This window comes from Jiulongibacter sp. NS-SX5 (assembly GCF_052828545.1).
This window is the reverse complement of the sequence record NZ_CM128248.1, coordinates 1,383,540-1,395,961: the sequence shown is the minus strand read 5'-3', so window position 1 is coordinate 1,395,961 and position 12,422 is coordinate 1,383,540. Positions and strand designations below refer to the sequence as shown.

At 40.3% G+C, this 12,422-nt stretch carries 9 protein-coding genes; 7 read left to right on the top strand and 2 right to left on the bottom strand.

Annotated elements, in window-relative coordinates; all coding sequences use genetic code 11:
• Positions 1–5: 5 nt before the first annotated feature.
• Positions 6–950 carry a hypothetical protein gene (locus tag ACUXV0_RS06325; protein ID WP_446192228.1) on the top strand — a complete coding sequence of 315 codons (945 nt, stop codon included), beginning with the start codon at positions 6–8 and terminating at the stop codon, positions 948–950.
• On the opposite strand, the gene ACUXV0_RS06320 is transcribed toward ACUXV0_RS06325, so the two are convergent.
• Positions 947–1,516 (bottom strand): thioredoxin family protein, encoded by a 570-nt coding sequence (locus tag ACUXV0_RS06320; RefSeq protein WP_446192227.1) that lies wholly within the window; start codon positions 1,514–1,516, stop codon positions 947–949. The genes ACUXV0_RS06325 and ACUXV0_RS06320 overlap by 4 nt on opposite strands.
• Positions 1,517–1,654: 138 nt before the next feature.
• On the opposite strand from ACUXV0_RS06320, the gene ACUXV0_RS06315 reads away from it, so the two are divergent.
• From ACUXV0_RS06315 to ACUXV0_RS06305, 3 genes are all read left to right on the top strand, one after another.
• Positions 1,655–4,087, top strand: coding sequence for a TonB-dependent receptor (locus tag ACUXV0_RS06315; RefSeq protein WP_446192226.1), 2,433 nt, complete (start codon positions 1,655–1,657; stop codon positions 4,085–4,087).
• Between the two features lie 5 nt (positions 4,088–4,092).
• Positions 4,093–4,770: a DUF2461 domain-containing protein gene (locus ACUXV0_RS06310; protein WP_446192225.1), complete on the top strand. Its 678-nt coding sequence runs from the start codon at positions 4,093–4,095 to the stop codon at positions 4,768–4,770.
• Positions 4,771–4,961: 191 nt separating this feature from the next.
• A complete protein-coding gene (locus ACUXV0_RS06305; RefSeq protein ID WP_446192224.1) occupies positions 4,962–5,873 on the top strand; it encodes an OmpA family protein in 912 nt (303 codons plus the stop codon).
• Positions 5,874–5,948: 75 nt separating this feature from the next.
• Here ACUXV0_RS06305 and uvrB read toward each other — a convergent pair whose 3' ends face one another.
• A complete protein-coding gene (uvrB, locus tag ACUXV0_RS06300) occupies positions 5,949–7,982 on the bottom strand; it encodes an excinuclease ABC subunit UvrB (RefSeq protein ID WP_446192223.1) in 2,034 nt (677 codons plus the stop codon).
• A gap of 191 nt (positions 7,983–8,173) precedes the next feature.
• Here uvrB and ACUXV0_RS06295 point away from each other — a divergent pair, with 191 nt between their 5' ends.
• From ACUXV0_RS06295 to ACUXV0_RS06285, 3 genes are all read left to right on the top strand, one after another.
• Positions 8,174–10,210, top strand: a complete 2,037-nt coding sequence (locus ACUXV0_RS06295) for an OmpA family protein (RefSeq protein ID WP_446192222.1) — start codon at positions 8,174–8,176, stop codon at positions 10,208–10,210.
• Between the two features lie 50 nt (positions 10,211–10,260).
• Positions 10,261–11,184: an alpha/beta hydrolase gene (locus ACUXV0_RS06290; protein ID WP_446192221.1), complete on the top strand. Its 924-nt coding sequence runs from the start codon at positions 10,261–10,263 to the stop codon at positions 11,182–11,184.
• A gap of 141 nt (positions 11,185–11,325) precedes the next feature.
• Positions 11,326–12,375: a hypothetical protein gene (locus ACUXV0_RS06285; protein ID WP_446192220.1), complete on the top strand. Its 1,050-nt coding sequence runs from the start codon at positions 11,326–11,328 to the stop codon at positions 12,373–12,375.
• Positions 12,376–12,422: the final 47 nt, after the last annotated feature.

Sequence of the window (12,422 nt, the reverse complement as noted above, 5' to 3'; positions counted from 1 at the left end):
TCTGGATGGAACAAGCGTTATCAATTATTTTCTTCCTATTTGCTTCATATTCTGTGATTGCAAATGATTCTATCCAGACTTTAGGTACCTGGATGTCTTCCAATAAGAAAATTGCCTGGTACTATCTGGCTACTTTCGCAGCAATCGGTTTAATTCTTACGATCGCCTACAGTTGGTTTGCCTATGATGGCGATATCTCCTATGGAAGACTAGAAAAGATACCTTATGTGCCTATTAAATGGTACCACGGTATTGCTCCTATTATCCTTATAATATTAACCCGCTTTGGTATTCCGGCGTCCACTTCATTTTTGATTCTGGCTACTTTTGCTTCAAGTGTGGTTGTAGAGAAAATGCTGCTGAAATCTGTAGTGGGTTACGCTATTTCTGCTATCACAGCCTATATTTTCTGGATACTCATATCCAATGTTCTGGATGAGAAAAAGAGTGTCAGAGATAAGAATAAAGAGAAATGGAGAAAGCTTCAGTGGGTTTCTACCGGTTTTCTGTGGTGGAGCTGGTTAACCCATGATGTGGCCAATATTGCTGCATTTCTGCCGCGTCAAATTAGCTGGCAATTACTCCTGCTGATCTTAGTATTTTTTACAACAATCATCTTCTTCATTTTTAGAGAAGGTGGTGGTAAGATTCAGGAAATTGTGGTGAGTAAGACCAATACCAAATATGTAAGGTCTGCTACTATTATTGACTTTGTTTACGCACTAATTCTCCTTTTCTTTAAGGAGTATAATTCTATTCCAATGTCGACCACCTGGGTGTTTATCGGGCTATTGACAGGTAGAGAAATGGCTATTACCACGCTTTCTAAGCACAGAAAAGTTAAGTCTCTGTTTCCAATTATCAGAAATGACTTTGGGAAGTTAGTACTAGGTATGACGGTTTCTGTAGTTATAGCTTACGCCGTAAACTATATTGCAAAAGTCGCTTAAAGCGTTACTGCTTCTTCACTAAACATTTTCTTGTAGGTAGAGCTTTTGTATTGATCAAAAGCCTCTTTCTTGTGGTAATTCTCGCCAATAAAAGTAATGACCTGATGGAAATTGCCGGCATCCTGATAACCCGGAATTGGCTGAATCATGTTGAATTGCTCATCGAGATAAACAATACTCGGGAAACTCATTTTACCCTGTAATAAAGCTACCGCGATATCATTTGCCCTGTTTTGCTCATTATAAGAATACACTGTATTGCCAAGCTTGATGTCCTCTTTGGTTTCCGCGTTTAGTTTTACCGGATAATAATTCTCATTGACATATTTTGCCACCGCCGGGTTTCTAAATGTCTTTTTGTCCATCACCTTACACCAGCCGCACCAGTCAGTATAAACATCTATCAAGGTCTTCTTGGGGTTTTGCTGAGTAGCAGCAAAGGCCTCATCAATGGTCATCCACTGAATTAGGTCTTCTGTATTCTCCTGCTTTTCTGAGCTCATAAAAGCTGAGCCTGAGAAGAAAACAAGTATGGTTAAAATGAAAGCGTAAGTCTTTTTTATCATAATGGTTATCTCTTACAATGCTAAAACGCAAAAAGTATGCCTTTATTCTAAATGCTGCCAAAAGGCCATAATCAAGAACGTTTTAAGCGGTTAGAGAAGTAAATTCGTCTATTTTTGTTTTGAAAACAAATCCTTGAAATGTTAAAGAAAGCCCTACTGATCTTACTTCTTTTCAATGTGGCATTTTGCTATGCTCAGGAAATCACACAAAACATTCGTGGTGTTATAAAAGACAAAGAAGCCAAGTTTGCTCTCATTGGTGCCACCGGCTCTATAACCACTTTAGATAATGTGGGTGCTGTCGCAGATGAAAACGGTAATTATATTTTTAACAATGTGCCTGTAGGCAGGCACACACTTAAATTCTCCTATATAGGGTATCAGGATGTGGTCTTGAATAATATTGTGGTGGATGCCGGTAAAGAGGTGATTCTTGATATAGAAATGCAGGAGTCTTTAAATGAACTCAGTGAGGTCATAGTCAAGGCCAGAAGAAATGGTCAGGCAAAAAACGAAATGGCGATGATTTCTGCCCGTCAGTTTTCGGTAGAAGAAACCGACCGTTATGCGGGTAGCCGTGGAGAACCCGCTCGTATGGCTTCTAATTTTGCAGGGGTGCAGGGAGCAGATGATTCTAGAAATGACATCGTAATTAGAGGGAATTCGCCATCTGGAGTGTTATGGAGAGTGGAAGGGGTGAATATCCCAAACCCCAATCACTTCGCTATTCCTGGTACAAGTGGAGGTCCGGTGAGTATCATTAATAATAAGTATCTGGCAAATTCAGACTTTTTTACCGGTGCTTTTCCTGCTGAGTTTGGGAATGGAACGGCAGGTGTTTTTGATCTAAAACTCAGAAATGGGAATAATAGTAACCATGAGTTCATGGTGCAATTTGGCTTTCTAGGTACTGAAGCCATGGCTGAAGGTCCTTTAAATAAAGAAAAAGGATCGTCCTATTTGGCCACTTACCGATATGCCAATTTGTGGATGTTTGATAAACTGGGTGTGGATATAGGCACGGCCGCGGTTCCTACCTATCAGGATGCTTTTTTGAAATTCAATTTTCCTCAAAAAAACGGGGCTGAGCTTTCTCTTTGGGCTTTTGGTGGGAACAGTACTATCGATATTTTGATAAGTGATCAAACGTTGGATGATCGTAATATTTTTGGCTCAAATGACCGTGATCAGTATTATTCGTCAAGTATGGGTGTGGCTGGTTTGACGTATTCAAAACCGATTAACAAGAAAACCTTTTTGAAAGCTACTCTGGCTGTGAGTTCAACCATTCAAGATGCTAACCATGATTATGTTTTACTCAATACCGATAGTGAGGGGAATCCTGTAGTAGAAGGAGACCGATATTCAATTGACCGGCTTATTCCTCTACTCGATTATGTTTTTGATGAGAAAAAACTTTCGGGGGTAGTTTCGGTCAATAAAAAGTTTAGTGCCAGAAGCACATTGAAATATGGTATCAATTCAGAACTGGCAAATTTTCAATCCTACGACAGTGCCAGAGTGGTGACTCCACAGCCTGAGGTGGTCATAAGCCCTTGGGATACCCGTTGGCTTTCAGATAAATATTATGTACAGTTACAGCCATACCTGCAATGGAAGTACTTCCTGAGTAATAAATGGACCATGAGCTTAGGAGCCACAAGTTTCTATAGTTCTGTAAACAAGAACTCTTTCTCGCCAGTAGAACCTAGAGCCGGATTGACCTATGAGCCGGGTAATGGAAATAAATTAAGTATTGCTACTGGATTACACTCGCAAATGCAGTCACCTTATACATATTTCTATGGGACCAATATTTCAGAAAACAATCTTAATTATTTAAACCCGGATATGGGATTGACCAAGAGTTGGCACTTTGTAGCGGGTTATAATAAGTTGCTTGGCAAAAACATGCGATTATTATTCGAGACCTATTATCAAAAGCTATTCAACATCCCTATTGAGGTAGATCCTACCAGTTCATTCTCAATGGTTAATTCAGGTGCAGGTTTTTCCAGAGTTTTTCCTGAGCGACTGGTGAATGCCGGTACAGGTAGAAACTATGGTGTAGAACTTACTTTAGAGAAGTTTTTCAGCGATGGTTTTTATTTCCTGACTACTGGGTCACTCTTTGATGCCAAATATACAGGAGCCGATGGGGTTTTGAGAAATACAGATTTTAACGGGAAGTATGCCGCAAATGCCCTTTTTGCGAAAGAAATTAAGTTCCGAAGATCAGCTTTGAGCCTGGGAGCCAAATTTACGGCGGTAGGAGGAAGATGGTACGGACCTGTGGATGAAGCCGCATCACAAGCTGCACAAGAGATTATATATGAAGATGCGGAGAGAAACACTTTGCAGTTTGACGCTTACAAGAGGCTCGATGCCAAAATTGATTATAAAATCAATAGAAAAGGCCTAACTCATACCATCGCCATTGATCTGGTGAACCCTTTGGGAATCCAAAATATTTTATCGTTAAGTTACGCTCCGCAGCCTGATGGCACCTTTATCAAACAAGAGTATCAATTGGGCTTCTTGCCTGTATTTTTCTACCGTGTTAACTTTTAAGAGGAATGAAAAAGGTATTTAGTTTTCTGGAAGACCTTCGTGAGAACAATCACCGGGAATGGTTTGAAAAGAACAGAAACCGTTACGAAGAAGCTTTAGCCATTATGGTAAGTTTCGCTGATGAGGTTCTGGAGCAAATGTCTGAATTTGATGTATTGGAGAATCCTACGGGGAAAAAGTGCTTGCAAAGAATTTACCGAGACACCCGTTTCTCAAAAGACAAGACACCTTACAAAAATCATTGGGGACTTTTTCTAAGAAGAGCAGGCGAAAACCGTAGAGGTGGTTTCTATCTCCACCTGGAGCCGGGTAATTCATTTATTGGAGGTGGCTTTTGGGGACCAAACGCTGAAGACCTGAAACAGATAAGAGCTCAGTTAGATGCAGATGCATCAGAGTATGAAGCGGTCATAAATTCCGAAGAGTTCATAAAGATGTTTGGTGAAGTTCAAGGTCAAAAACTGAAAAAGGCACCGAAGGGATTTAGCCCGGATCATGAGAAAATAAACTTTCTTAAACACAAACAATTTCTACTCAAGGTTGCGTTAACAGATGAATTGATTTTTGAACCAAATCTGGTGGAGTACGTAACTCATGTTTTTAGGGGTATGTTGCCATATTTTGAAGTCATGACGGCCTATTTGACCACAGATTTAAACGGAGAGCCCTTGATGAGAAATTAAAATTTTTCTGGATTAAATCGACCAAAAGGAAGTCTTGAACATTCAAATTTGCAAAATCTTAGATTTTCATCGAGAAATACCTTTGAATAGTAGAGTGAAACTTACAAATGCTTGTAAAATCGAAAGTGATTTTAGTAGATTTGTTCGTTCGAAAGCCATAAATAAACCGAAACAAATTTTTTTATCTAACTATGAAATTGACAACTAAAGTCGCATTGGTGCTGGCAGCAACAATCGCGTTTTCGTCTTGCGTGAGCAAAAAGAAGTATGTTGACCTGGAGTCACAATTAGCCACAGCACAAGCTTCTTTAAACACATGTAGCGACGATCTACTGAAAACAAAACAAGATTTAACGAAAGCTGAAAACGATTTGGCAAACGCGAAAGCAAGTGCGGAGAATACTGCCAGACTTCGTGAAGAGCAAATCGCAGACCTAAGAGGTCAGGTAGCAGATCTACAGAAATTGAGAGATCAGCAGATGGAGCAAGTAGAAGGTCTTACAGTTCTTTCTAAAACTGCTAATGATAATATCGATAAGACGTTATCTCAGCTTCAGGAAAGAGATCAGTATATCCGTTTACTACAAGCTGCTAAAACAAAGGCTGACTCTATCAACCTTGCTTTGGCAGTTAACTTAACAAACTCTCTTGATGTAGACATCGAAGACGAGGATGTTGAGATCAAAGTTGACAAAACTGTGGTAATGATCAATCTTTCTGACAAGATGCTTTACAGAAGTGGTTCTGCCAGAATTACAGCAAGAGCTAACGACGTTCTTGGTAAGATCGCTAAGATCATTAAGGCAAGACCAGATCTTGAAGTAATGGTAGAAGGTCATACTGACAGCAAGTCTATCAGCACTGACTGTATCCAGGATAACTGGGATCTATCTGTAAAAAGAGCTACTTCAGTAGTAAGAGTACTTGAAGAGAACTTTGATGTACCGTCTAGCAAGCTTATCGCTGCTGGTAGAGGTGAGGCTATGCCAATCGCTTCTAACGAGACAACTGAAGGTCGTTCTACAAACAGAAGAACTCGTATCATCTTAATGCCGAAAATCGAGCAATTCTACGATCTACTTGATCCGGAAAAAGCGAAATAAGCATCAGATAAATGATAACAAAAAGAAAGGCGACTCAAACGAGTCGCCTTTCTTTTTATCTACTGTTAAGAAGAACTAAACTTTCGCTTCTTCCTTCTTTAATCTTTCTTCCAGTTGTTTTAATTCATCTCTGTATCTGGCTGCCTGAAGGAAATCGAGCTCCATTGCAGCTTCTTCCATTTTAGTCTTGGTGTCCTTAACCAGCTTTTTCAGTTGGTCGGTTGACAGGTATGCTGTTACCGGATCTGCAGCGATATTATACTCTTCCGGCTCCACATAGTAGCCCTTAGTGGTTGGTTTAGAATCTGCCACCGAAGTTTGCTCCAGAATCGCCTCTTTGCTTTTGAGAATAGTGGTAGGCGTAATACCATGTTCCTCATTATACTCCATCTGTATCGCCCTTCTTCTTTGGGTTTCGTCTATAGCGTGCTGCATAGATTTGGTTATCTTATCAGCATACATGATTACTTTCCCATTGGAATTACGAGCAGCCCTACCAATGGTCTGAATCAAAGAACGAATGTCTCTTAAGAAGCCCTCTTTATCAGCGTCCATGATGGCCACCAGAGACACTTCTGGCAAGTCGAGACCTTCCCTCAATAAGTTTACACCTACTAACACATCAAACTCACCAAGTCTTAATTGTCTTAGAATTTCAACCCTGTCAAGAGCTTTCACCTCTGAGTGAATGTACCTTCCTTTGATACCTACACGATCCAGGTATTTGCTGAGTTCTTCAGCCATTCTTTTGGTTAGCGTGGTAATCAGGACACGTTCATTTTTCTTAATTCTGCTGTCAATTTCATCGAGTAAATTATCGATTTGATTGAGGCTCGGCCTTACATCTATTTCTGGGTCAAGAAGTCCTGTAGGACGAATGATCTGCTCTACTACTACACCTTCAGATCTCCCTATTTCGTAGTCTGCCGGTGTGGCAGATACATAAACTGTTTGCCCTGCAAGCTCTTCAAACTCATTGAATTTCAAAGGTCTGTTATCCATAGCAGAAGGCAGCCTGAAACCATACTCCACCAGATTGGTTTTTCGGGAGCGGTCTCCACCATACATTGCTCTTAACTGCGGCATGGTCACGTGACTTTCATCTACGATCAGCAGATAGTCTTCCGGGAAGTAATCGAGCAAACAGAATGGTCTTTGACCTGGCTCTCTTCTGTCAAAATACCTTGAGTAGTTTTCAATGCCGCTGCAATAGCCAAGCTCACGCATCATTTCCAGATCAAACTCTGTTCGTTCTTGAATTCGCTCAGCTTCAGTTGGTCTACCTTCGTTTTCAAAATACTTGATTTGTTTGACCAGATCATCCTGAATTTCCTTGATCGACTGATGCATGACATCTTTACCGGTCACAAAAAGGTTAGCCGGGAAAACCACAATGTTTTTGAGGTCTTCCATTTTTTTGCCACTCTGTGGCTCAATTCGTTGAATCTCTTCTATTTCATCACCCCAAAAAATTACACGATAGGCATAATCTGCATAACCCGGGAAGATATCTACAGTGTCACCCTTCACTCTGAACGTCCCTCTGCTAAACTCAATTTCTGTTCTGGAATAAAGAATCTCTACCAAACTATGTAAGAACTGATTTCTGCTGATGGTGTCTCCTTTTACAGCCCTCACGACTGACTTTCTGAATTCTTCAGGATTACCAGCACCATAGATACAAGAAACTGAAGCCACCACTATGACATCTCTTCTGCCAGACATCAGAGATGAAACTGTAGCCAGCCTGAGTTTATCTATCTCCTGATTGATTTGCAGGTCTTTCTCAATGTAGGTGTTGGTACTTGAAATGAAGGCTTCCGGTTGGTAATAGTCGTAATACGAGATAAAGTATTCAACGGCATTCTCAGGGAAAAACTGCTTAAACTCACCATACAACTGGGCGGCCAGAGTCTTGTTATGACTTAAAATTAAGACAGGTCTGTCCAGTTTTTCAATCATATTGGCTATGGTAAATGTTTTACCAGAGCCTGTTACCCCCAGGAGTACCTGATTCTTTTCGCCAGCTTGAATACCTTGAACCAATTGTTCAATTGCAGCAGGTTGGTCACCGGTGGGTTTGAATTGAGATGTGAGCTTAAACGCCATTCAGTTTGAGTTTTTACAATAATACATAAACATCAGATCATGATGAAGTGGTTTCGGGTATTGCTAAAAGCATTTAATTGAAACTGAATGTCGATTCACAACGTAATATGAACGTCAGCAATAGTTACAGGTCAAAAACGTTTTTATATTTGATCAAGAAACCTTTTTATTCAGAAGCTTTAAACCTTCAAATGAGAAAATACACCACTCCTTTACTTTTCGTGTTGATGTGTCTTTTGCTTAGCAATGACGTTTTTGCTCAACTTCAGTCTTATAAAAAAGGTCTGGCGAGTTTTGATAAAGGGTTTTACGATATCGCTCTTCAGGATTTATTGAAGGTTGAAGAAATCGATCCTTCTCAAGAGCTGAAATTGAATTACACTATTGCCGAAGCCTACAGACTTTCAAACAGATGGGTGGAGTCTCTGGCTTACTACCAGAAGGCTTTAGAATTAGGAGTTCAGGAACCTGACGCTGTTTTTCATTACGCATATGCCCTAAAGACCAATGAGCAATACGCTGAAGCCAGAGAACAATTTCAGAAGTATGTGGAGTTAAAATCTGATAATAAAGTATACATAGAGTGGGCAAATCGCGAATTGAGTACGCTACAGATTGTTGATCTCATTCGTGAAAAAGAAGATGAACGTAATTTCAGAAACTTAAAAGAAGTGAATACCGAGGGTTCTGAGTTTTCTCCTTTCGTCTATAATGGTCAGCTCGTTTTTACTTCCTCTAGAAAAGATAAAATTTATTCAAACGGTCTACCTTTCTTAGGGATTTACACTGCCCCTGTAAACAGTGATTTGACGTCTGTGGGCGAAGTGCAGAAGTTTAGTTCTGAGATTTTTGACCCCGAAAGAAACGAAGGTAGTCCTGCATTTTCTCCTGATGGAAGAGTCGTTGTTTTTGCTCGTAGTAATAGTGGTAAGAGAAAAGATCTATCACCGGATGTTGATTTATATATCAGTCGTAAGCTACCTGCAGGCAACTGGACTGAACCTCAATTAGTCTCTGCCTCAGATTCTGCAAGCTGGGACGGTTCACCAGCTTTCTCTGGTGATGGCAGAACCATATATTTCGCATCTAACAGACCAGGTGGTTCAGGTGGAATTGACCTGTACAGAGTGAATATGGATGCTTCCGGCAGGTTTGGTAACCCAGCCAATATGGGAAAGGCATTGAATACCCCTGGTAATGAAATGTTCCCTTATGTTTCAAGTGACGGTAAATTATATTTTGCTTCTGATGGGCATCCGGGTTTAGGAAAATTAGACTTGTTTGTGGCTGTAAGAAAGGCGGGTAAAATTGCCGTTGAGAACATGGGTCTTCCGTATAATTCTTCAAAGGATGACTTTGGTTTAAGTATTGATGAACACGGGAATATGTTTTTTGCCTCAAACCGACGAGGTGGACAGGGGGACGATGACATCTATTTTTATCAGGCACCACCTGAAGAGGAGCTCATTACCCAAAATGAAGGAGATCCTGAAAATGGAGAAAATGGCTCTGGTGAAGATGAAGAGCCTGAAATTAAGGTGGTCAATTACTTCCTGGAAGGTAAAGTGGTAGATGAGGAAACTAAAGAGGCTCTCACACTTGCTGATGTAGACGTTTACAAAATAGAAGGTGGTTTTCAAGAGTTATTTTCAGAATTGAAGACCAACGAATCTGGTGAGTTTGGCCCTGTAGATATGGAGGAAGATACAGATTATCTGATCATTGTTGAGCGAGATGAGTATCTGACAAAGAGAGAAGGCTTTAGTATGTATGGAAGAACGATTCCTCAAATTCTCTTGAGAGAAGCTGTTACAGATACGACCTTCAAAACAACCATTGAAATGGATAAAGTCTTCATTGGAAAGACTTTTGTTCTCGAAAATATCTATTATGATCTTGATAAGGCTGACATTAGAGCTGATGCCGCTGTAGAACTGGATAAATTGGTCCAGATTCTTTTAGATAATCCAAAATTAAAAATCGAGTTGGGGTCTCATACTGATGTTCGTGGTACAGATATGTACAATTTTAGGCTTTCGCAAAGAAGAGCCGATTCTGCAATTGAATACATCATCAGCCGTGGTATTGAGCGATCCAGATTGGTGGCTCAGGGCTATGGTGAAAGAGAACTAATCATTGAAAACGCCAAAACTGAGGAGGAGCATCAGGTCAATAGACGTACGGAGTTCAAAGTATTGGATATTGCTGCCGAGCCAATTCTAGAATAAGCAGTTAGGAATTACTATTTTGGGGTTTGATAGAAACAATTCAACCCTCAATGAAAAAGTTAGCCTTATTGATGCTTATGATAGCTTCACAAATTGCCTTTACCCAGGAAGTCATTAAGTTATATCCGTCAGGTGTTCCTGGTCTAAAATCTGAGATCAGCGTAGAAGAAGCCAATGTTAGTGACAAAGATGACGGGGTCATCAGACTCCGAAATATTACGGAGCCCACACTAACGGTCTACAAACCTTCTAAAGAAAAAGCCACAGGAGCTTCTATTATTATTTGTCCGGGTGGAGGTTACTATATTTTGGCATTTAATAAAGAAGGGACGGCAGTAGCCGAATGGTTTGCGGAGAGAGGAATTACTGCCTTTGTTTTGAAATACAGGTTACCTCAGGCAGAACTTTTTTCTCAAAAGGAAATCAGACCTCTCCAAGATGCACAGCAGGCCTTCAGAATAGTTAGAGGTAAAGCCAAAGAATTCGGCTTGGATCCGAGCCAAATTGGCATTATGGGCTTTTCGGCTGGTGGGCATTTGGCTGCCACAGCATCTACACATTTTACGAAACAGGTTGGAGAAATAACAGACAAAAAAGTGAGTGTTAGGCCAGATTACAGTATTTTGATGTATCCTGTGGTGTCTTTTAACGATAAATATGTTCATCATGGTTCAAGAGAAAACCTGATAGGGCCTGAGCTGGGAATTGATGAAATTACTCACTATTCTAACGAACTTCAGGTAGCCGAAAATACTCCCCCAACATTCTTGATTCACGCTTTTGATGACCCTATCAAAGTAGAGAATAGTCTGGAGTACGTCAAAGCATTAAGGAAATACGATGTCCCGGCAGAATTACATTTGTATGCAGAAGGTGGGCATGGCTTTGGATTAGCTCAAAATCTTGAGGGACCTGTCAGAACCTGGCCCGCCCGATTAGAGGATTGGTTGAGGTCGATGGAGTTGATAAAATAAGGCGTACAAATAGGTATGATATTTGTAGATTTAAGACAGAAAAGGCCTAAAGCCATTTAATAAAAAAGAAATTTACGGTTTCCTTATCTGAAATAGTCTGAGTACTTTTAGATCAGCAAACATAAATACACGTCACGTCATATGAAAAAAGTAATCTATACCTTATCATTTGCTGCACTTGCTGCCACGGCTTCAGCACAGGTAGTGAGTTCAACTAAAATTTATGTCTCAGAAGGTGCTATCCTAAGTGTAGGGCAAGATTTTGAAAACAAAGGTGAGCTGATCAACAAAGGTGATCTACATCTTCGTCAAAATTTGACCAACGAAGGGGATATTCGTTCTGAAGGTAATGTAACCTTTGATGGTTATACCAAACAAGAGGTAAAGGGTACTCAAAATGTACAATTGGCGAAGGCAACGATCGAAAATGACGTAGAGCTTTCAACGCCAATGATCATTGGACAAGAAATTAATTATAACCAGGGTGTTGTTTCATCTTCTGAAACTAACCCGTTAGTATTTGCTGCTGCAGCAAACCACTACGGAGCTTCTGACTACTCTCACTCGGTGGGAACCGTAACGAAAGTAGAAGCAGATCAGTTTGAGTTTCCATTAGGAGACGGTAGCAATTACAGAGGCTTTAAGGCAAATAGCCAAAAAAGAAGTAATCTGAGTGCTGCATACGTTTCTCAAAACCCAACAGAATTCTCAGGTCAATTGGCAAATGGCGTGGAGTCAATCAACCATCAGGAATACTGGGTTCTTAAAAGCGATAACGAAGAAGAAGCTGCTGATGTTAAATTGATCAATACTTACGAAGACAATGTAGCTTACTTGAAAAGAAGCACTTGGACTTTAGCAGAGAACAGAACATTGAATAAAGCCACAGGCTTGGACAAAGGAGTAAGATTTACTTCTGGTAGAGGTAAGTTTGTTCAAAAAGATATTGGTGTATGGCCTAACCCTACTCAAGGTGCATTTAATCTGAAACTAGCTGGTATGAACGATACTGACGATGTGATGATAGATGTTACAAACCAGGATGGTCGTGTGGTATTGAGCATGGAAGGTAGAGTAGCTGAATTAAGAAAAGTATACGAACTACCAAGTAGCCTTGTTACTACTGAATTAACAGTAAGAGTAATCAATGGTGACGATGTTCTTACAGAGAAACTGATTCTTAACAGATAAGGAAATTTAGATATGGCTTAAAAGGCGACTCATTCGAGTCGCCTTTT